Source organism: Mycolicibacterium arabiense, from assembly GCF_010731815.2.
Taxonomy (GTDB): Bacteria; Actinomycetota; Actinomycetes; order Mycobacteriales; family Mycobacteriaceae; genus Mycobacterium; species Mycobacterium arabiense.
The window spans coordinates 5,508,551-5,529,778 of record NZ_AP022593.1 but is presented as its reverse complement, the minus strand read 5'-3'; the positions used below and the strand labels follow the sequence as shown (position 1 = coordinate 5,529,778).

Genomic DNA, 21,228 nt, shown 5'->3' with positions numbered 1-21,228 from the left:
TCAGTCCAGCTTCGCCCGGTTCTTCTTGCTCAACCGGAAGTCGGGCGGGAACTTCGAGTCGTTGTCGTTGACGGCCGCGGCGAGTCCGCTGTCGATCGCCTCACCCATGTCCAGGTCGTCTTCGCGATCGTTGGCCACCCCGCTGCCCATGGATTCGAAGAACGCCGACAGCAGACTGCCCATGTACTCGCCCTGGTGCTGCTTGTAGACCTCGAAGAACATCTTCTGCATGAAGACGGTGTCGACCGGACGGTTCCTGGCGCACGCCAGGGCGTACTTCTGCGTCTCGGCCTCGAGATCGGAGCGTGCGACCACCTTATTGAGGAAGTTGCACTTCTCCATGTCCTCGGCGGTGAAGGGCCTGCCGGTGAACACCATCTCCTGGAACTTGCGCAGGCCCATCATCTGCACCCAGGTCCACATGCGGGGACCCCAGCCGTAGTACCGGAACGACGGGTGGCCGAACAGTGCGTCGTCCGAGGAGATCACCAGATCGGCGTCCGCGCACTGATAGAAGTGCCAGCCGTAGCAGTACCCCTTGGCCTCGACGATGCTGATCTTCTTGAGTTCCTGCAGCGGTCGGTTGCCCGCCTGCACGTTGGCGTACCAGCCGCTGATCGTGGCGCCGTTGCGGAACGTGCCCTTCGGCGGATAGTTGATCGGGCCGAGGCTCGGGTCGTCGACCTTGAGTTCCCGCAGCCGCTTCTCCGGCTCGTCGACGCCCTCCATGAACTCGGGCAGGTCGGCGCCGCTACCGAGGTTGTCGCCAACGCCGCGGATGATCACGACCTTGACGTCGTCGTCGACGCTGGCCGACCGCACCACGTCCGCATAACGCAGACGGGCGTCGGACGTCGGAGCGTTCAGGAACTCGGGCCGGTTGAACGTGATCGTGGCGATCTTGGTCTTCGGGTCCTTCTCGTAGAGGATGATCTCCTCGGCGGATGGTCGCTTCGTTGCGTCCGACATTGGCTCTCTCTCAGCTGATCTGGACTGCGGACCGCGCCCACGTAGGGCTCGGCGTCAGCACTTCCGGGCCGGTCTCGCCGACGAGCACGGCGTCCCTGCTGAACACCGCTCCCACACCGGGCTCCCACACGTACCCGGTGACGGCGAGGACCATGCCCGGTTCCAGCCGCTCCTCGCCGCTGGTGACCGGCAGATCCGCCGAGATCACCGGCGGATCGAAGCCGAGGCCGAGACCGTGTGCGACGGGTGTCGCAGGCAACGCCTCGCCCGCGGCCTCGTAGGCGGCGAGCAGGTCGCTCCCCGCAGCGCCTGGCGTGCACGCCGCGAACAGCCGCTCGCAGAGTTCGGCCGACCGGCGGAACAGGGCGTCGGAACCCGGGACGTCGCCGACGGGCCAGGTCCTGCCGACCTCGCCCACGTACCCATCGGCAAGGGCGCCTGCGGTCAGCGCCACCAGGTCGCCCTCCCGGACGCGACCGTCGATCGCGCCGCGGCGCCACGAGTGGTCCTTCGGCGTGATCCACGCGCCGTCCTGGGTGGCAGGTGTCGTCACTCCCCCGGCGGCCATCGCCTCCATCATCACGCCCGTCAGTGACTGTTCGGTGCTGCCCGGCGCGAGCGCGGCGTGGCCAACCTCCATCGCACGCTCGGCCACGCCCAACGCACCGCGCAGCATGGCGATCTCGTCGTCGGTCTTGACCCGGCGCGCCGCCCGCAGCGCCGGCTCCGCGTCGACGAGCTCGGCGTTGGGGAACGCCATCGGCAGCAGCTGGGCGAATGTCGGTGTGAGCGAATCGGTTCCGACCCGGCGCACGGTGGCCGCCCCGGGTAGCGCCTTGAGGACGTCGATGAGCGTCATCGGGTTCCACGCCAGGCCGTAGAGGTGGTCGTGGCTGATCTCGTCGGGGATGCCCTCGTCCCACGTGCTGTTGAGGTGAATCTCCCCGGTCGAGCGGATCACCTCGCAGATGGGGCCGAACGGCCGGGTGCCCGCGACCCAGAGCTGCGGCGCACCCGTGACGTACCGGACGTTGGCCTGCCGTCCGAGTACCAGGATGTCGATGTCGTGGGCTTCCATCTGCGCCAGTGCCCGCTCTCGCCGGCCGCTGCGCAGCGACTTGGCGTCGGGGAGTATCTCGAGTGCCATGGTCAGGACCGCCCGTACGGCGCGTAGGGGTAGTCGGTGATCGACTGGTAGCCGTCCTCGGTGATGACCACGATCTCCTCGCTCCGATAGCCTCCGGTGCCGTCCTCCCAGACCACCGGCTCGAGCACCAGCACCATGCCCGCGGGGAACACGAAGTTGTCGTCGAACTCCTGCCCGAGATCCGTTCCGATCATGGGCATCTCGGCGGCATTGGTGCCGATGCCGTGGCCGAGGTAGAAGTGGGGCAGCCACGGCTTGGTGCCACCGTTGGCGGCGATGGCCGCCCGTGCCAGGTCACCGCAGGTCGCACCCGCCTTGGTCACCGAGAGCACCGCACCCAGGATGTCGCGCCACTTCTCGAACTGGGCGTTCTGCCGGTCGGATACGTCGTCGCCGACCACCCAGGTCCGACCGAAGTCAGAGCAGTACCCCTGGTAGGTGATGCTGACGTCGGTCCACAGCACGTCACCGCGTTCCAGTTCCTTCTCGGTCGTCAGCAGTGGCAGGGCCAGATCGCCCGTGGTCGTCCACTGTCCCTCTGCCTTCGACTTCGGCATCACCTGCCAGATCGCCTCGAGCATGTTGGCGGTCGCACCGAGTTCGAAGGCACGCCTGACGAACTGGGCCGACAGGTCGACCTGCCGTACGCCGGGGGCCAGCGACCCTTGCACGTCGGTGACGGCCTCTTCGGTGATGCGGCACGCCTTGCGGATGCTGGCGATCTGGTCACGCGTCTTGACCAGCTTGGCGGGCCCGACGACCTGCGCCGCGTCCGATGGCGGTCCGGACGGGAACAGGCGCGTGCCGGCCCGGCGCATGGCACCGGTCAGCTCGTCGACGGCGACGGTCGCTCCGGCGGGCAGCAGCCGACCCAACTCGGCGGCCAGCCGCTCGACGCCCTCGTCGAACTCCAGGTACAGCGGCGGGTGCACGTGAGACTCGGGCACTTCGGACTCCGACGCCGAACCCTCGCGCAGCGGCATGAACAGATGCGGATGCGGATCGTCGGCGAGCACGATTGCCACGGGCCGCTCGACGTGGGACAGGCCCGCGTCGAGCAAGGGCCAGCTGGTGCCCGTCGCGTAGACGACGTTCCCGTTGCCGAGCAGGACCAGCGCGTCGACGCCCTTGTCCTTCATCGCATCTCGCAACCGGGCACCGCACTCCCGGTACATCCGGCCGGCATCGGGCAGGTCGGGGATGTCGGCCAGCGTGGTCACCGGGGCCGATGCGGGAGCGGTCACCGTCACGAGATGCCCAGGAACGTCTTGACGTTGCCTCCGACGATCTTGACCGCGGCTTCCGGGCCGACGGCCTCGACGACGGTAGCGAGCGACTTCTCCGAGTAGCCGAACGTGCTCTCGTTGTGCGGGTAGTCGCTCGACCACATCACGTTGTCCACGCCGATCTTGTCGATGAGTTCGAGGCCGAGCGGGTCGACCATGAACGAGGCGCTCATGTGTTCGCGCCAGTAGTGGTCGACACCGTGGGACAGCTCGTGATTGAACATGTGCCGGTAGGAGGCCAGCATGTGTTCGGCATCCTGCAGCGCGGTGGGGACCCAGGCGATGCCGCCTTCGAACCAGCCGATCTTGAGCGTCGGGTGCCGGTCGAGGATGCCGGAGAACACGTACTTGGCGAACTGCTCGCGGAACGAGTCGACGTTGACCATCATGCCCACGACGACGCTGTTGTTCTCGCACGGCGTCTTGGGCGGTGTCTCCCCGATGTGGTGGGTGACCGGCAGACCGGCGTCGGCGATCTCGTCCCACACCGCGTCCATGGCAGCGCCACCGTAGTCGTAGACGTTGCCGTCGTCGTCCTTGCCCGGGTTCAGCGGCAGCAGGAACGTCTTCAGTCCCAACGACTTCAGTTCGGCCAGAGTGCTGCGGGTGCCCTTGGGATCCCACCAGTTGATCAGGCCGACCCCGTAGAAGTGGCCGTTGCTGCGTTCCTGCAACTCGGCCATGTACTCGTTGTAGATGCGGAAGACGCGTTCGCGCAGTGCCTTGTCCGGGTAGTGGAACAGCGCCAGCACGGCATTCGGGAATGCCAGTTCCTTGTCGATGCCGTCTTCCTTGAGTTCCCGGATGCGCGCGGCAATGTCGTTCGACGAGGCACCGGCCAGATCGTCGTACTGCATCAGGACGCGGCCGAAGTCGCCGCCGGTCCATGCCTTGCCCTTCATGCCGACCATGTAGGCGCCGTCTTCGTACCAGATGCGCGGCGCAGCGCCCTTGAGATCGTCGGGGAAGCGCTCGTAGAAGATGTCGTCGGCGACCGAGATGTGGTTGTCGGCCGAGAAGATCTCGGTGCCCACGGGCAGGCCCGCGATGCTTCCGGTGGCATGACCGTGCCGGTTCTTCGGCGCTCCCCAACCCTCCGGCGGGTAGAGGGAGGGTACCGGTGGTTTTCTGGTTGGGGTTGATGCAGTCGGGGTTGACATCGTCGGCACTCCAATCGGGGCTGTTGCTAGGGAACGTGGTGCGGGTTCGGGTCTGGCGGGGCTACCAGGTCACCGGGAGTTCGTAGACGCCGTAGGCGAGTCGGTCGTGTTTGAAGGGCACCTGCTCGAAGGGAATGGCGAGGCGCATGGTCGGGATGCGGCGCAGCAGGGTGTGGAACACGATCTGCAGCTCCGCACGGGCAAGCTGCTGACCCACGCACTGATGGCGGCCGTAGCCGAAGCCGAGTTGCTGTCCGGCGTCGCGGGTGAGATCCAGCTCGTCGGGGCGTGGGTAGGCGGCGGCATCCCAGTTCGCCGGTGCGAGGTCGATGATGATCCCCTCACCGGCGCGAATGGTCTCGCCACCGATCTCGATGTCCTCGATCGCCACCCTGCGCTGCCCGTTCTGGATGATGGACAGATACCGCATCAACTCCTCGGCGGCGTTGGCGATGAACTTGGGATCGTCCGAGTCACGCAGCAGCGCAGCTTGTTCCGGGTTCTCCAGCAGCGCGAGGACACCGATGCCGATCATGTTCGCGGTGGTCTCGTGCCCGGCGATCAGGAGGCCGGTGCCGAGTTGAGCGGCTTCCTTGACGCTGATCTCACCGGCGTTGACCCGCTCGGCGAGGTCGGACACCGCGTCCTCCGACGGATTCGCCATCTTCTTCTCGACGAGATCGATGAGGTACTTGTGGAGGCTCATGGCCCCCTTCTGCCCCTCCTCCGCGGAGGCGTACCGGGCCAGTCCGACGTTGGCGTGGTGCTGGAAGAACTCGTGGTCTTCGTATGGCACGCCCAGCATTTCGCTGATCACCACGGTCGGCACGGGCAGTGCGACCTTCGCGACGACGTCCGCGGGCTGCGGGCCGGCGAGGATCTCGTCGATGCACTCGTCGGTGATCTTCTGGATGGCGGGGCGTAGACCCTCTACGCGCTTGAACGTGAAGGGCTTGCTCAGCATCCGGCGGAAGCGGGTGTGCTCCTCGGCGTCGGACGTGAACACCGAACGCGGCCGCTTGTTCACCGTCGAGAGCATGTGTTCGTTCCAGTGCGGGAAGCCCGTCCTCCGGTCGTCCACGCTGACCCTGGGGTCCGAGAACAGGGTGCGCGCGACCTCGTGCCCGGTGATCAGCCACGGCGTGCTGCCGTCCCAGATGCGGACCCGGGACAGCGGTGCGGTGTGGCCCATGTCGAGCATCTGCCGCGGCGGCGCGAAGGGGCACTGCGGTTCCCGCTCCATGGGGTATTCGGGAACGTCGTTGGTCACGGTGTCGTCGGCGAGCGTGTCGGTCATCTCTACTCCTCGATGTGGATGGCCAGGGCTGGGCACGCCGCAGCCGCCTTGCGGGTCTCCTCGGCGTGGTCGGGTCCGGGACGCGCGACGAGCAGTTCGACGACGCCGTCGTCGTCGCGTTGGTCGAAGACCTCGGGGGCGTTCATCACGCACATCCCCGATGAGACGCACCGGTCCTGGTCGACGGTCACGTTCACGACGCGACTCCATCCGGCGTCACCGGCGCGACCCACATCCCGACGATCGCGTCGATGAGACCCGAGCCGGCGGCCTGCCACGAGGACCTGGCCACGGTGGCACCCTTGGCCAGGGCTCGCTCGCGGTCGGCGCAGCTGTGCATCAACAGATTTCGCGCCATGATGTTGCGTTCGAAGCGGATCTCGAGCGGCAGTTCGGGTAGGCACCGGTTGATGCCGTCGACGACCTCGACCAGAGAGGACGAACTCAGCGCGTCCTTGACGACGATGCCGTGGTACGCCGGGTCGGTCATCGCCTGTGCGGCGAAGCGGGCGTACCACGTCGGGTTGCCGAGTTCGGCCAGGTGATCGGTCAGCGGGCGCACCAGGCAGGCCACCCAGTCGCGCAGGTCGGTGGAGCCGCCGGCGGCTCCCACCATGGTCTCGCGGAGCTGCTCGATCGGCGCGCGGTGCCGCTGCTCGATGGCGCGCACCAGGTCGGTCTTGGTGCCGAAGTGGTACCCGACAGCGGCGTTGTTTCCCTGTCCCGCAGCCTCGCTCACCTGCCGGTTCGACACGGCGAACACGCCGTGTTCCGCGTAGAGCCGTTCGGCCGCCGTGAGGATCGCCTCGCGGGTGGTGCTCGCGCGTTCGGCCCGCGGGGCCTTGGTCTTAACGGCGGTGGCCTTTGCAGCAGTGGTGACCGTCACAGTCACAGTCAACGCGTCTCCCTGGTTTAAGTCAAGCGATTGATTTAATTGACTGGCGGCTCGAGGACCCGACTGATGGACTGGTTCAGTCGGCTGGCTTGGGCTTGCGGACGAGCACCTTGCCCGCCACCGTGCCGCCGTCGACGGGCAGGACGGTGCCCGTCACGTAGCGCGACCTGTCGGTGGCGAAGTAGAGCGCGGCCTCGGCGACGTCGTCCGCCGTGCCCTCCCGCTTGAGCGGCCGGTCGTCACGCATGGTCTGGCGGATCTTGGCCTCGAACTTCTCGAGCCGGGCGCGGTCCTCCTCCGACGCCGCTGACCGCAGGATTGGCGTCGGGATGTTGCCCGGTGCAATGCAATTCACTCGGATCTCGTAGTGCGCCAACTCGATGGCCGCTGACTTGCTGAACTGGATGATCGCCGCCTTGGACGCCCGGTAGCTCGCGACGCCGCCGCCTGCGAGGATTCCACCGATCGAGGCCATGTTGATGATGGCACCGCCACCGTGGTCGGCCATATGGCGTCCGGCGTCCCTGGTGCCTGCCATGACCCCCAGCAGGTTGACCCGCATCACGCTGTCGAACTCGGCGAAGTCCTCGTCGAAGAGGCTCTTCTTCAACGGACTCGAGCGACCGGCGTTGTTCACCATGACGTCGAGGGCGCCGAACGTCTCGACCGCCGTGTCGACCGCACGCGCGACCTGCGCTTGGTCACCGACGTCGGTCGCCACGAACACCGCGGCCTCACCGAGATCCGCTGCGAGCGCCTCGCCGAGTTCGGTCTGCACGTCGGCGATCACGACGCGGGCTCCCTCGGCGACGAAGCGTTCGGCGATGCCGCGGCCGATTCCCGATGCCGCTCCCGTCACGATCGCGACCTTGCCGTCCAGTTCGCTCATGTGACGCCTTTCAAGAAGTGAACCAGGAGTTCGTTGACCGCGTCGGGTGCCTCGATCTGCGGGCAGTGCCCGGCTCCCGGCACCACGGTCGAAGTGGCCCCGGCGATCTGGCCTGCGATCTGCGCGGCCCAGCCGGACGGCAACAGTTTGTCGGCGCCGCCCTCGACCACCAGCACCGGTACCTCGATCCGCTCGTAGGCCCGCACGCTCGACGGCGACGGCGGAGCGTCCAGGCCGGGCCGACGGAACCGCGCTGCCGCCAGAGATTCCCAGGCCCCAGGCGCGATGCTCGAGTCGTAGCGACGCCGAACGTAGGCGTCGTCGGCCGGGTAGGCCGCGTCGGCGAACAGGGCTGCGACGATCGCGCGCATCGCCTCGATGGTGGCGTCGTAGTCGTATAGCGCGCCGACGTGCTCGTTGCGCTGGATGTCTCCGCCTCCGCAGATGGCGACCAGCGAGCGCACCGGTAGTAAGGGTTTCTCCGACGTGGCGTCGACGAGGAGGTTGATCGCGCCCATCGAGTTGCCCACGAAGTGCGCTGACGCGACACCGAGCACGTCGCAGAACCGCGCGACGTGGCGGATGCGCATGCCTCGCCCGTCGACGAAGTCGACGACCTTCGCTGACTCGCCGAACCCCAGCATGTCCGGTGCCAGTACCCGATGGTGTCGCGCGAGGGCGTCGATGGTGTTCTCCCATGCGATTTCGGCACTCGCGCCGAATTCTCCGCCGTGCAGGAGGACCACCGGCTCGCCCGTGCCGGCCTCCAGGTAGCTGGTGTGCAGGCCGTCGACCATCAGGGTCTTGCGCTCGAAGGTCACGCCCTCACGATACTGGTGTTGCCGGTCACGGAAAACGTCATTCTTCGAATGTCCAAATGACCAAGGCGCTTAACGCAATCAGTTGGGCGACGGTGGCCGTGGTTCGAATGGTGTGTACCACCACCATTGCGCGCGTTCACCCAGCGGCCCTTCGCAGGGCGGGACATCGGGCGGCGGCATCGTCGGTGGGCGGGCCAAAGATGCGCCGCTAAGTGTTTCGCCGTCACGGTTGGTGACCACGAGTCGGTCTGCGGGTCCGGTCAGGGTGATGTCGCCCCGGTGGTGCGCCCGGTGATGGTATGGGCACACCAGCACCAAGTTGAAGAGTTCGGTGGGGCCGCCGTTCTCCCAGTGCACGAGGTGATGGGCGTGCAGTCCGCGGGTCGCGCCGCAGCCGGGCACGACGCAACGATGGTCGCGATGTTCGAGGGCACGGCGTAGTCGGCGGCTGATGGTGCGGGTGACGCGGCCCGCGCCGATGGGCTGGCCGCGGCGTTCCAACCACACCTCGCACGTGGCGTCGCAGAGCAGGTAACGGCGGTCCTCGTCGGTCAGTACCGGGCCGAGATGCAGGGAGGCGCGGGACTTCTCGACATCGAGATGCACGACGACGGTGGTGTGCTGGCCGTGCGGGCGTCGGTTGACCTCCGCATCCCAGCTCGCCTCGACGAGAGCCATGAACGCGTCAACACCGTCCGGGAACGGCGGCGCCTGCGTGCCCCGGTTGGGGTCGTCATCGCTCTTCCATTCCGCGATCAACGCATCCCTGTGAGACTGCAGACCGGCTTCGAACTTCGCCGCTTCGACTCGCGGCAGCGTTATCCGCCACGTCGTGGAGTGCTCGCCCTCGATCCTCGTGATCGTGCGTTGCGGCTCGGTCTTGGATTTCGGCTCAGGTCGTGGTTCCAGGTTGACCGCAGTTCGCAACTGGGTGACCGTGGCCACCTCCGCTAGTCCGACATAGTGCTCGTCGGATCCATCGGCAGCCCGTTCGGCGATGACACCGACCTGATCCACCGATAGCCTGCCTTCGCGCATCGCTTCGGCACAGCGCGGAAACTCGTCGAGGCGTTGTGCGATCGCGACGATCGTTTCGGCGTTGCGTGGTGTCACACCAGTCTTCCAGGCGACCAAGGCGGCGATCGAGCGGCAACCGGCGGCGCCCCATAGGCGTTCGCCGTCGATCTCGGCGACGATGTCCACGATGCGGCCGTTGATCGCGTTACGTTGCCCGGTCAGCTCCGCCAGCTCTTCGAACAAGACCTCTAGCCGTTCGTTCGGCGACACCTCGTCGGTGAAAGCTGCTGCGACGGTGAACATGACACAATCATCGCAGCGGGGTCCGACAAGTGGAGGCTCCGCAAACGCGGGAACGCCCCTAAGCCGCCCGCACGGACCCGGCGACCAGCTGCATCGCCAGCATGTCGAGCTGACCACTCACCGCGTCGTCGGCCAATTGGCCGGTGTCGTCCCAAATCCGGTCCGCCGAGTTGATCGCCACGCCCAACGGCGTGGGCCACGCCCGCAGCGCGTGCCCGATCACACGCAGCTGACCCAGCGTGCCCACCGCAGCCTGCCACCCGTAGGCGCAGCTGATGCATCCCCACGGGGTGTTGTCCAGATAGACCCTGGCGTCCCCGCGCAGATCCTCGATGTAGTCGAGGGCATTCTTGACCAGCCCGGAGACGCCGCCGTGATAGCCGGGCGAGGCGACGACGACCGCGTCGGCGTCGCGCAGCGCCTTCACGAGTGCGGTGGCCTTCTCGGTCCGCGACTCCTCGTGCGGGTTGTACATCGGCAGGTCCAGATCCTCGCCGCAGAACAGCATCGTGCGTCCGCCGCGTTGCTCGACCGCCGAAAGACACTGCCGCAGCGCCCGTTCGGTCGACGAATCGATCCGTAGCGTGCCGCCGAGTCCGACGACGAGCGGCTGTCTGCTGACTGTCACGCTGACCTCACTTCATTGCGATCGGGTTGACGGGGGCACCGACGGCGCCGACCACCTTGAGCGGTGGCGCTGTCAGCAGGAACTCGTAGACGCCGTCCTGCCTGCAGTCGGCGGTCAGATCGGTCAGGTTCCAGTACTCCCCGAGCATCAGACCCATGTCACGCAGGCATAGCATGTGCATCGGCAGGAACGTGCCTTCCACGCCGTTGGCGGGGTTCGGATCCTCGACCATCAGGTTGTCGGCCGCCACGGCCGCCACCTCGTGCTCGTGCAGCCACGACGCGCAGGTCCAGTGCAGGCCCGCACCGACTTCGGCGCCATTGCCGGTCGACAGGAACCGCGTCCACCATCCCGTGTTGACCACCACGATGTCGCCCCGGCCGATCGACACGCCCTGCGCCGCGGCGACGTCGTCGAGTTCGGCCGGCGTGATGGGGTTTCCAGGGCGACAGAAGACGTCCTCGCCACGGTGGGCCACCACGTCCAGCAGGACGCCGCGAGAGGTCATGCCGGTGCCGTCGACCTTGTCGATGCCGCAGTGGTAGGCGCCGAAACTGGTGACGGAGTCGGCCGGGAACCCGTTGTAGAGCTGATCCTCGTAGTACACGTGCGACAGTGCGTCCCACTGGGTCGCGGCCTGCAGCGGCATGACGATCATGTCGTCGTTGAAGCGAAAGGGGTTGTCGGCGAAGTACGCACTGATGTCGGAGGCCACCGCGTTGCGCAGCCACTGGGGCCCGTACTGCACCAGGGTGTTCGCGTCCCCGCCGTCGACGGTCATGACGTGCACCGGGTTCTGCCGGTACTTGAACGCGCCCTGGGGGCCCGACGAGCCGAAGTCACCACCGAGCGAGATGACCGTGCCCTTGCGCACCAACGCCGCCGCCTCGGCGACCTTGTCCGCGGTGATGAAGTTCAGCGTGCCGATCTCGTCGTCGGCCCCCCACCGTCCCCAGTTGCGGACGTCGTCGGCGACGCGACGGAAGTCTTCGAGATTCGCCATGTTCAACTTCCCCCGCGGATCGCGCGTTCATCGGCCAGGTCGCCCCAGGTGTTCTCCGCCACCGTGCCACCATCCACCCAAAGCACCTGCCCGGTGACGTAACTCGCCGCGGCGCTACCCAGGAATGTCAACGCGTTCGCCTGCTCGTCGGGGTCGGAGACCCGCCCCAGCGGCGTGCGGAACGAATCGAGGAAGTCCTGGCCGTAGGCGCTGCGCAGCTGATCGAGGATCGGGGTGTCGGTGACGCCGGGTGCGGTGCAGTTGATCCGGATGCCGTTGGCGCCGAGCGCGGCGACGCATCTCATGCCGTAGAGGATGATCGCCTCCTTCGACAACCGGTAACCCCCGTCGGCCAGCGCCTCCGGGTGGCGCTCGCACCAGGCGACGCCCTCTGTCATGGTCTCGGTGTCCAGCAGGCCTGCGGTCACGTGGGCGTTGGCGCGGTACCGAGACGCCGCCAGCGACGAGACGTTGGTGATCGCCGATCCGGCAGGCATCGAGGGTATGAGTCCCTCGGTGAACTTCCTGGTGCCGAGGAAGTTGATGGTGACCACGAGCATCGGGTTCCGGATTCCCGAGGACACCCCCGCCACGTTGAACAGCCCGTCCACGGGTCCGGCGACCGCGCCGACGGCCTCGTCGATCGACACCGGGTCGGACAGGTCGACGCGGTGGAATTCGTCGAGTGCCAGCGTCGGTGGCCGCAGGTCGAGACCGACGACGCGTGCGCCGAGGTCGGTGAGTTGTGCTGCCACGCGGGCGCCGATCCCGGACGCGACACCGGTGACGACGACGCGCTTGCCGTCGTAACGCCAGTTGTCTCCGATGCCTGCCACTTAGCCCGAGGCTTCCTTGACCGCCATGGCCTGCTTCTCCTGCTGGGCGGCCTTCACCCGGCCCTCGTTGATCTCGGCCATCGCCTCGGGGATCTCCCCCGCCGTGAACTTGCCGCCCTGGCCGGTCGGCAGTCCGCCGAACGCGTAGGTCTCGTCGAACAGCGGCGCCTCCGAGGGCCGGCGGCGGGCCTCGACCTTCTCGATCACCGGCGCGAGTCGGGCGGCCTTGGCCGCGACGGCCTTCGAGTCGCGCTCGATGAACTCCGGCAGCACCTCCCGGCCCATGATCTCGATCGACTCCATCGTGCCCTCGTGGCTGCGCGGGTTGAGTAGCAGGATGATCTCGTCGACGCCGCTGGCCTCGTAGCCGCGCAGGAACTCCCGCACGGTGTCCGGCGATCCGATGGCGCCTCGACCCGGACCGTAGGCCAGCGTCGGGTCCTCCTTGACCGCCTCCTGATAGAGGTCCCACACCCCGGTGCGGCCGGGCGTGTGCATACCGGTCAGGTAGTAGTGCATGATCCCGAACGAGAAGAACCCGCCGCCGGTGCCGAGGCGCTTGAGGGCCTCGTCGTCGGACTTGGCCACCATCATGGACAGGTCGCCGCCGATGGCCAGGATGTTGGGGTTGATCGCCGGTGTCACCGGCGCACCCTCCTCCTCGAACGTCCGGTAGTAGCCGTCGACGCGGTCCTTGAGCGCCTCCGGCCCGGTGTAGGCGAAACTCAGTGCGCCGATGGCCTTCTGGGCCGCCATTTGAACCGATGACGGACGGGTGCACGCCACCCAGACCGGTGGGTGCGGCGACTGCAACGGCTTGGGGATGACGTTGCGGGCGGGCATTTCGACGTGCTCGCCCTTGAAGCCACTGAACGGTGCCTCGGTCATACAGCGGATGGAGACCTCGAGCGCCTCCTCCCACATCGTGCGCTTGTCGGCCGGGTCGATGTCGAAGCCGCCCAGCTCGGCGACCGAGGAACCCTCACCGGTGCCGAACTCGACCCGACCGTTCGACAGGTGGTCGAGCGTCGCGACGCGCTCCGCGATGCGTGCCGGGTGATTGATCGGCGGCGGCAGGTGCATCACGCCGAAGCCCAACCGGATGTCCTTGGTGCGCTGGCTGGCAGCGGCGAGGAACATCTCCGGTGCGGTCGAGTGGCAGTACTCCTCGAGGAAGTGGTGCTCGGTGAGCCACACCGTCGAGAAGCCTGCCTTGTCGGCTGCTTCGACCTCGTCGAGACCGTGTTGGAACAGTTCGTGCTCGTCGGTCTCCGTCCATGGTCGGGGAAGCGGGAACTCGTAGAACAGTGAGATCTTCATGGTTACCTCCGAGGGGTGTCGAGCGTCTGATCGGTCGTCGGGCTGATGGCGTGGACGTCGGGGGCGGTGGCGCCTGCGCCGCGCTGCGCGGCGATGTGTCGCGCGGCCACGTAGCCGAACGTCATGGCGGGGCCGATGGTGGCGCCTGCACCGGCATAGCTGCGGCCCATCACCGCTGCGGTCGCGTTGCCGGTCGCGTAGAGGCCCTCGATCACCGAGTCGTCCTCCCGCAGCACCCGGGCGAACTCGTCGGTCCGCAGTCCGCCGGACGTGCCCAGATCGCCGAGGATGATCTGGAACGCGTAGTACGGACCCTCGCCGAGGGGGTGCAGGTTCGGGTTGGGCAGCGTCGGGTCGCCGTAGTAGTTGTCGTAGGCGCTGTCGCCGCGGTCGAAGTCGTCGTCGTGGCCCTTGCGGGCCAGCTCGTTGAACCGCTGCGCGGTGGCCCACAGCTGGGCCGGCGGCACGCCGATCTGAACCGCCAGTTCCTCGAAGCTGTTTCCCTCCCTGACGATTCCCGAGTCCAGCCACGCCTTCGGCACCTTGCGCCCGGTGGGCACCGGCGCAAACGGGATCTTCGGGATCGGCAGGTGCCCGCCGACCACGTAGCGGCGGAACGAACGGAGGTCGGTGACGAGCCAGCACGGGATGTGCGTGACACCCGAGCGCTGCCCCTCGAGCATCGCGTGCGCGAAGTCCATGTACGGCGCGGCCTCGTTGACGAACCGCCGACCCTCGCCGTTGACGACGAACTGCGACGGCATCATCCGCTCGTTGAGCATGAACTGCAGGCGCCCGTCGGGCCAGCACATCGCCGGGAACCACCATGCCTCGTCGAGCAGATCGGTCGCCGCGCCGACCTTCTCGCCGGCGCGGATGCCCTCGCCCATCGCGGCCGGGTTGCCGAAGCTCCAGTCCCGTTCGATCTCGGGCAGATGTTGCCTGCGCCAGGCCATGTCGTGGTCGAATCCGCCCGCCGCGACGATGACGCCGCGCCGCGCCCGGATCCGCACCGCGCGTCCGTCGCGTTCGACGACCGCCCCGACCACCCGTCCATCGAGGTCGGTGACGAGTTCGGTCATCGGAGCGCTCAGCCACAGCGGGATGTTGCGGTCCTTGAGGGCCAGCCGCATGCGGGCCATCAGCGACTGTCCGATGGCCGCCATGCGGTCACCGAACACGTGGGCCCGCACCATCCGCCAGATCAGCTTGAGCAGCACCGCCTTGCCCCGCCAGTTCTGTCGCACCTGGTAGAACAGTCGCAGATCCTTGGGAGCGAACCAGATTCCTTTCGGCGCCATCGCCAACGGCGTGAGGAGGTTGGCCTCCTCCTCGCCAAGCCTGCGCAGGTCGATCTCGGGGACGTTGATGGTGCTGCCACGTTCGGAGCCGCCGGGCAGCTCCGGGTAGTAGTCGGCATAGCCCGGCTTCCAGACGAATTCGAACCAGGGACTGGACTGTTCGAGGAACTCCATCATCTCGGGGGCCGCGTCGACGTACTGGCGCAGCCGCGCGTCGCTGACGAGTCCACCGGTGATGGTCTTGAGGTAGGTGAACGTGCCGTCCGGGTCCGGGGTGTAGCCGGCGCGGCGTTGCGACGGTGCGCCCGGCACCCAGATGCCCCCGCCGGACAGCGCCGTGGATCCGCCGAACTGTGGCGACTTCTCGACGACCAGTGTGTCGAGGCCGTCGGCGTCGGCCTTCAGTGCGGCAGTCATGCCGCCGCCGCCGGACCCGACGACCAGGACGTCGACTTCGTGGTCGAAGGTCGGCTCGGTACTGCTCATCGGGCCACCGCCGTGCGCACGGCGAAGCCGGCGATCAACTCGGGCGCTGCACGGTAGTACCGCAGCCGTGTCTCGTAGGAGCCCCGGGCGGCCATCGCGGCGAACGCCGCGATCCAGGTGCGCACCTCGTGCGCGGAGTTGCCCGCCTCGGCAGCGATCCACGAGTTCGTCCAGGCATCTACGTCGGCAATCCGGTTGCCGTCGAGCAACTCCAGCAGAGCACCATCCCAGTCGGGGTTCAGTGGCTGCAACGGGCTCTCTCCGTGGGCGAAGTCGTGGGCGGCCGCGATCACGGCGGTCTGCCGGGCGGCGCGCTGCTCGTCGGACATCGGCTCCCCCGCCACGATGCGGCCGAGCGCTGCGGGCGGGGCCGTGGCGAGTGTCGGTACCGGCGGATCATGCGACAACCCACCGGATCCCAGGACCAGCACGCGTTCGTCGAGCGTGGCCAGGAACGTCCCCACTGCTGCGCCGAGGGCTCGGGACCGCTTGATCGGTCCGAGCGGTGTGGCGACGGAGTTGATGAAGATGGGGAGCACGGGAACGGCGTCGGCGCGGCCGAACAGCGTCTCCAACGGCTGCACGGTCCCGTGGTCGACCTCCATGCTCGAGGAGATCGCGACGTCGACGTCGGCCTCCCACACCGCCTCGGCACAGGCGCGTGCGAGGTCGGCGTCGACGTCGAGCGGGCCTGCGTGCGTGCCGTAGTCGCCTACCCCGGTCGCCTGGGTGCCGATGCAGAACGGCGGCATCAGCCGGTAGAAGAAGCCGTTGTAGTGGTCCGGCGCGAAGGTCACGACCAGTTCGGGATCGAAGTCGCGGACGAAGTCGCGGGCGGCGTTCAGCGCGGAGTCGACGTCATCGAGGAGTTCGCGTGACGGCCCCGGCAGATTCAGCAGCGGGCTGTGCGACATGCAGCACAGCGCCATCTCGTTCTTCGGCATCGTTTCCTCCCTTCGTCAGACCGAGCACCTCGAACAGCGATGCGCTGAGTTCGGGCGCGAGTTGGGCGATGCACGAACCGGCGATGCAGCGATCGGGGCGCAGGAACAGTACGGATTCCGTGTGTGCGTCGAACCACGACTTCAACGCGCCGGTCCGGTCCCCCACGATCACGACGTCGGGATCGTCGTGACCCGTCCAGTGCAGTTGGGTCAGCGGCCGGACCGCGACGAATCTGGCTCCCAGGGCCTTCCACCGGGCGAACGCGAGGTCGCCGAGCAGACGGCGCGGGTCGTTGTTCCATGCCAGCACGGTGAAGCCCGGCCCGATGACGTCGTCAAGGAGTTGGTTCTGCGCGTCGCGGGTGTCGACCCGCGGCTGGATGAACAGCGTGCCGGTCGGCGACGTCGCGCTGCGCGGTTGCCTATCGACGTGCGCGATGGCGCCCTGGTCGTAGCGCGGCATCGGCTTGAACCGCATCTCGAGCACGTAGCGCTTGAGCGTCGGCACCGCCGAGGCTGCTCGAATGATGCCGTCCCGCAATGTCGCAACGCGACGGTTGGTCGGCGAGATCACCCGTCCGACCATCGTCGAGAGGTCGATCATCGCCCTGGCATGCTTGCGCCGTTCGGCATCGTAGGTATCGAGGAGCACGTCACCCGCCCGTCCGGAGACCACCGCGGCGAGCTTCCAGCCGAGGTTGGCGGCGTCCCTGATACCGCTGTTGTAGCCCTGCCCCTGCCAGACCGGCATCAGGTGTGCAGCGTCGCCGGCCAGGAACACCCGACCCTTCCGGAACGCCCCGGCGATGCGGGAGTGGTGGGTGTACACCCGGTGGCGGATGACGTCGACGCGGTCCGGGTGCGGCAGGAACGGTGCGAGCATGCGCGAGATGAACTCCGGACGCTCCACCTGCTCGTCGGTCTCGTCGGCGTGGATCATGAACTCGAACCGACGGATGCCGTGTGCGATGGAGATCGACGCGTAGGGACGCGCAGGGTCGGCACCCACCTCGCTGTTGGGGTGTCCGAGCGGATCGGTCGCGACGTCGATCACCAGCCACCGCGTCGGCGAGGTGGTGCCTTCGAACGACACGCCCATGAGCCGCCGCGTGGTGCTGCGTCCGCCGTCGCAGCCGACGACGTAGCGAGCGGTGATCGCAGGGGAATCGGCGAACTCGACGGTGACCTCGTCGGGGTGTTCGGTGAGCGAGTCCACCCGGGTGCCCCACGAGACGTCGACGCAGTCGAAGCGGTCGAGGCCGCGCAACAGCTCCGCGTCGACCATGGGTTGGACGAATCCGTTGCGCTTGGGCCAGCCGAATCGTGCGTCGGGCGGCGCCATCTCGGCGAGCAGCCGTCGGTTGCCGTCGAAGAAGCGCAGGATCTGGTTGGGCACGGTGTGCGGCAGCACGTGCTCGACCAGGCCGATCGACTGGAACGTGCGCAGCGCCTCGTCGTCCAGGCCGACACCGCGCGGGTAGTCGATGAGCGTGTCCCGTTCGTCGACGACGGCGGTCGACACACCGTGCTGGCCGAGGATGTTGGCCAGGGTGAGCCCGACCGGACCCGCGCCGACGATCAACACGTCCACGTCTCGGGTCACGACCCGACCGTCCCCTCGCCTGCACCGAGCAGGAAGTCGATGTGCAGGCGGTTGAACGTCTTCGCGTCCTCGTATTGCGGCCAGTGGCCGCAGTCGGGCATCACTTCGAAGCGCGCACCGGGGATCATCGAGGCGATCCTGCTGCCCTCGCTGACGTCGGCGGTGGGGTCGTCGCTCGTCCACAGCACCAGCGTCGGCGCGGTGATCGCACCGTACTCGCCTGCGCCGAGCAGGTTTCGGGCCCGGATCTCCGGGTCCTGCAGCGCCATGATGTCGCTCATCGCCGAGACGAAGCCCGGCTGCCGGTACACCCGTTGACGGCTGGCGACGATGTCGTCGTAGTCCTTGGTCTTGTCGGCCATCAACCACTTGATCCGCGCCTGAACGGTCTCCCAGGACGGGTTCTCGGCCGCGGCCATGGACAGCGTGACGATGCGCTTCATCACCTCGGGGTCGGCTTGGGAACCGCCTGCGGTGTTGAGCACCAGCCGGTCGATGCGCTCGGGATGGTCGGCCGCGGCGCGAGCGGCGACCCAGCCGCCGAGCGATTCCCCGGACAGGTGCGCCCGATCGGCGCCGATCGCGTCGAACACGGCGAGCAGGTGGTCGACGTAGTGCGCGACCTCGAGCGGATGGCCCGGCTTGTCGGTGTATCCGTGGCCCAGCATGTCGATGGACCAGGTGGAGAAGTGCTCGGCGTGCGACTCGAGGTTGCGCACGTAGGCCTCGGCGTGGCCGCCGGACCCGTGCAGCAGCACCAGTGTCGGCTTGTCCCGGTCACCGGCGTGCAGGTACCGCGTGCGAACGCCACCTGCGTCGAGGAACCCCTGCGAGAACGGGACGCCCTGGAGGTCGCTCCACACGCTCTCGAACTCCGCCATGCGCTCCCTCTCCCGCGTTGCTGATGAGAATAACGTTCTCTTGTAGTGCGAGCTATCTGTGCTAATATCGCACAACAATGTGCACTATGTATAGAGCTTCACTCTCGCAATGACGTCTGTCAAGAACGACAAACCCACCGAGAAGCTCGCGGCCGGCTCGCAGACGCTGGCCAGGGGCCTTTCGGCGCTGCAGGCCGTCGCGAGTTCGCCGTCCGGCATCACCGCCCAGCAGGTCGCCGACCACGTCGGCGTGCACCGGACCATCGCCTACCGGCTGCTCAGCACGCTCACCCAGCAGCGGTTCGTGGTGAAGGGCGAGGACGGGCGCTACCGGCCCGCCGCGACGTTGGCCGTGCTCGGAGCGTCCTTCGACAACAACCTGCGGGCCTTGAGCGTCCCGACGTTGCGCACCCTGGCCGACGATCTCGGCGCATCGGTGTCACTCCTGGTCGCCGAGGGCGATCAGCAGGTGGCGATCGCGGTCATCGTGCCCACGCTGGTCTTCTACCAACTGTCGTTCCACGAGGGCAGCCGCTACCCGTTGAACCGCGGCGCCGCGGGCATCGCACTGCTGGCCAGCATGCCGCCCCGCCCCGGTGAGCGAGACCTCGTACCGCTGACGCGCGATCAGGGTTGGGTGATCACCCACGGCGAGATCGAGCCCGACACCTACGGGTTGGCCGTGCCCGTGCGTCGCCGGCCACCGTCGCCGCCCACGTGCATCAACCTCATCTCCCACCGCAAGGACGTCCTGCTGGACGGACGCGAATCGGTGATCGCGGCGGCCAAGCAGCTGTCGTCCATCCTTGGCTGACGAAAGGGCCTGTCTGCGTGACTGACTGGGATCACGAAGTCGACGTCGTCGTACTCGGAAGCGGCGGAGCGGGTTTGACCGCCGCCCTGACCGCCGTGGTCGGAGGGGCTTCGGTCGCCGTCTACGAGAAGGCGGCCACCGTCGGTGGCACCACCGCGGTGTCCGGCGGCATCGTGTGGGTGCCCGCGCATCGACGCTCACCCTCGGGCGAACTGACCGTCGAGGATGCGATGCGCTATCTGGAGGCACAGTCGCTGGGGGCCATGGACGCCGATCTGGTCGAGACGTTCGTGCGCACCGGCCCCGACATGCTCGACTTCGTCGAGGCGCACAGCGAGTTGCAGTTCGACGTCGCCGAGGGCTTCCCGGACTACAAGCCGGAGCTACCTGGTGGACGGCCGTCGGGCGGTCGCTCGCACAACGCGCGGCCGTTCGACCTCGACCGCCTCGGCGAGTGGCGTGACCGCATCACCTCGTTCCCCGTCGACTTCAGCAACGTCGGCCTCGACGCCGAGACCCGGGCACGCATCCACGCCTCGGTCGACGACGTCGACGGCAACTACTGCGTGGCGGGTACGGCACTGATCGCAGGACTGCTCAAGGGACTGCTCGACCACGGCGTGGAACCGATCACCGACGCACGCGCGGTCGAGCTGATCGCAGCCGACGGCCGTATCGTCGGCGTTCGGATGGCGCACGGCGGCAGAGAACTTCGGGTGCGAGCGCATCGCGGCGTCGTGCTCGGCACCGGCGGATTCGAATGGGACGAGCGGCTGGTCGAGGCCTACCTGCGCGGCCCCATGCACGGTCCCGTGTCGCCACCCAACAACACTGGCGACGGCCTTCGGATGGCGATGGCGCACGGTGCCGACCTGGCCAACATGGGCGAGGCGTGGTGGGTACCCATCGTGCAGATCCCCGGCGACACCATCGACGGGCACCAGCGCAGTCGCAGTGTCCGCCTGGAACGCACCCGGCCCAGGAGCATCATCGTCAACCGGGCGGGCAAGCGATTCCTCAACGAGGCGGGCGAGTACAACTCGATGGCCGGGCCGTTCCACCACCTCGACCCGCGACACGGCTACCTGAACGACCCGGCGTGGATCGTCTTCGACTCGCTGCACCTAAAGAAGTACGGCTTCCTCGGCGTCGAACCCGATGGCGTGGCACCCGAGTGGTACCGGAAGTCAGCGGATCTCGCCGAGCTGGCCGAGAAGACCGGCATCGACGTCGAGGGTTTGACCCGCACGCTCGACGCGTGGAACGCAGGGGTCGCCGAGGAGCGCGATCCCGACTTCGGCCGCGGATCCAGTGCGTACGACGGCTACTGGGGCGACAACTCGGCGACCAGCCCGGCGCTGCAGACCCTGGGGCCGATCGACACGGCGCCGTTCTACGCCGTGCCGGTGACCGTCGGGGCGATGGGCACCAAGGGCGGCCCACGTACCGACGGCGACGCCCGCGTGCTGCACGTGTCGGGTGACCCCATTCCGGGGCTATTCGCGGTCGGCAATGCGATGGCGGGCGTCACGGGCAAGGCCTATGGCGGCGCGGGCGGAACCCTCGGTCCGGCAATGGTGTTCGGCTACCGGGCGGGGCGGGCGCTCACGGAGTGAGCGCGCGTCTCA

The 21,228-nt window shown here is 67.7% G+C and carries 20 protein-coding genes; 2 read left to right on the top strand and 18 right to left on the bottom strand.

The window, feature by feature from the left end:
• The 18 genes from G6N61_RS28345 to G6N61_RS28260 all read right to left on the bottom strand — a co-directional run bounded on the left by G6N61_RS28345 (position 1) and on the right by G6N61_RS28260 (position 18,786).
• Entirely contained in the window at positions 1-969 is a 969-nt protein-coding gene (locus G6N61_RS28345) for an enoyl-CoA hydratase/isomerase family protein (RefSeq protein WP_163924184.1), read from the bottom strand.
• A 10-nt stretch (positions 970-979) separates the two neighbouring features.
• Positions 980-2,116, bottom strand: coding sequence for a M24 family metallopeptidase (locus G6N61_RS28340; protein WP_163924183.1), 1,137 nt, complete (start codon positions 2,114-2,116; stop codon positions 980-982).
• A 2-nt stretch (positions 2,117-2,118) separates the two neighbouring features.
• Complete coding sequence (locus G6N61_RS28335; RefSeq protein WP_163924182.1) at positions 2,119-3,360, bottom strand: M24 family metallopeptidase; 1,242 nt, start codon at positions 3,358-3,360, stop codon at positions 2,119-2,121.
• A 2-nt stretch (positions 3,361-3,362) separates the two neighbouring features.
• On the bottom strand, positions 3,363-4,562 hold the full coding sequence (locus tag G6N61_RS28330) for an amidohydrolase family protein (protein ID WP_163924181.1): 1,200 nt from the start codon (positions 4,560-4,562) through the stop codon (positions 3,363-3,365).
• Between the two features lie 61 nt (positions 4,563-4,623).
• Entirely contained in the window at positions 4,624-5,859 is a 1,236-nt protein-coding gene (locus tag G6N61_RS28325; protein WP_163924180.1) for a cytochrome P450, read from the bottom strand.
• Positions 5,860-5,861: 2 nt separating this feature from the next.
• The gene (locus G6N61_RS28320) at positions 5,862-6,056 is read right to left on the bottom strand and encodes a ferredoxin (RefSeq protein ID WP_163924179.1); all 195 of its coding nucleotides are present in this window, start codon (positions 6,054-6,056) and stop codon (positions 5,862-5,864) included.
• Entirely contained in the window at positions 6,053-6,751 is a 699-nt protein-coding gene (locus tag G6N61_RS28315) for a TetR/AcrR family transcriptional regulator (protein ID WP_407666505.1), read from the bottom strand. The genes G6N61_RS28320 and G6N61_RS28315 overlap by 4 nt, the downstream gene beginning before the upstream one ends.
• Positions 6,752-6,830: 79 nt before the next feature.
• Positions 6,831-7,643, bottom strand: coding sequence for an SDR family NAD(P)-dependent oxidoreductase (locus G6N61_RS28310; protein ID WP_163924177.1), 813 nt, complete (start codon positions 7,641-7,643; stop codon positions 6,831-6,833).
• The gene (locus G6N61_RS28305) at positions 7,640-8,440 is read right to left on the bottom strand and encodes an alpha/beta fold hydrolase (RefSeq protein ID WP_163925161.1); all 801 of its coding nucleotides are present in this window, start codon (positions 8,438-8,440) and stop codon (positions 7,640-7,642) included. Before G6N61_RS28305 ends, G6N61_RS28310 begins: the two co-directional genes overlap by 4 nt.
• Before the next feature lie 102 nt (positions 8,441-8,542).
• Entirely contained in the window at positions 8,543-9,784 is a 1,242-nt protein-coding gene (locus tag G6N61_RS28300) for an HNH endonuclease signature motif containing protein (protein ID WP_163924176.1), read from the bottom strand.
• A 58-nt stretch (positions 9,785-9,842) separates the two neighbouring features.
• Positions 9,843-10,412, bottom strand: a complete 570-nt coding sequence (locus G6N61_RS28295) for an NADPH-dependent FMN reductase (protein ID WP_163924175.1) — start codon at positions 10,410-10,412, stop codon at positions 9,843-9,845.
• Between the two features lie 7 nt (positions 10,413-10,419).
• A complete protein-coding gene (locus G6N61_RS28290) occupies positions 10,420-11,415 on the bottom strand; it encodes a cyclase family protein (RefSeq protein WP_163924174.1) in 996 nt (331 codons plus the stop codon).
• Between the two features lie 2 nt (positions 11,416-11,417).
• Entirely contained in the window at positions 11,418-12,251 is an 834-nt protein-coding gene (locus tag G6N61_RS28285) for a coniferyl-alcohol dehydrogenase (RefSeq protein WP_163924173.1), read from the bottom strand.
• Complete coding sequence (locus tag G6N61_RS28280) at positions 12,252-13,571, bottom strand: LLM class flavin-dependent oxidoreductase (RefSeq protein WP_163924172.1); 1,320 nt, start codon at positions 13,569-13,571, stop codon at positions 12,252-12,254.
• Positions 13,572-13,573: 2 nt separating this feature from the next.
• Positions 13,574-15,358 (bottom strand): FAD-binding protein, encoded by a 1,785-nt coding sequence (locus tag G6N61_RS28275; protein WP_163924171.1) that lies wholly within the window; start codon positions 15,356-15,358, stop codon positions 13,574-13,576.
• Positions 15,355-16,272, bottom strand: coding sequence for a 3-carboxyethylcatechol 2,3-dioxygenase (locus G6N61_RS28270; RefSeq protein WP_163925160.1), 918 nt, complete (start codon positions 16,270-16,272; stop codon positions 15,355-15,357). The genes G6N61_RS28275 and G6N61_RS28270 overlap by 4 nt, the downstream gene beginning before the upstream one ends.
• Complete coding sequence (locus tag G6N61_RS28265; protein ID WP_163924170.1) at positions 16,217-17,905, bottom strand: bifunctional 3-(3-hydroxy-phenyl)propionate/3-hydroxycinnamic acid hydroxylase; 1,689 nt, start codon at positions 17,903-17,905, stop codon at positions 16,217-16,219. The genes G6N61_RS28270 and G6N61_RS28265 overlap by 56 nt, the downstream gene beginning before the upstream one ends.
• The gene (locus G6N61_RS28260; RefSeq protein ID WP_163924169.1) at positions 17,902-18,786 is read right to left on the bottom strand and encodes an alpha/beta fold hydrolase; all 885 of its coding nucleotides are present in this window, start codon (positions 18,784-18,786) and stop codon (positions 17,902-17,904) included. Before G6N61_RS28260 ends, G6N61_RS28265 begins: the two co-directional genes overlap by 4 nt.
• A 109-nt stretch (positions 18,787-18,895) precedes the next feature.
• On the opposite strand from G6N61_RS28260, the gene G6N61_RS28255 reads away from it, so the two are divergent.
• A complete protein-coding gene (locus tag G6N61_RS28255; RefSeq protein ID WP_163924168.1) occupies positions 18,896-19,600 on the top strand; it encodes an IclR family transcriptional regulator in 705 nt (234 codons plus the stop codon).
• A gap of 17 nt (positions 19,601-19,617) precedes the next feature.
• Positions 19,618-21,216: an FAD-dependent oxidoreductase gene (locus tag G6N61_RS28250; RefSeq protein ID WP_163924167.1), complete on the top strand. Its 1,599-nt coding sequence runs from the start codon at positions 19,618-19,620 to the stop codon at positions 21,214-21,216.
• Positions 21,217-21,228: the final 12 nt, after the last annotated feature.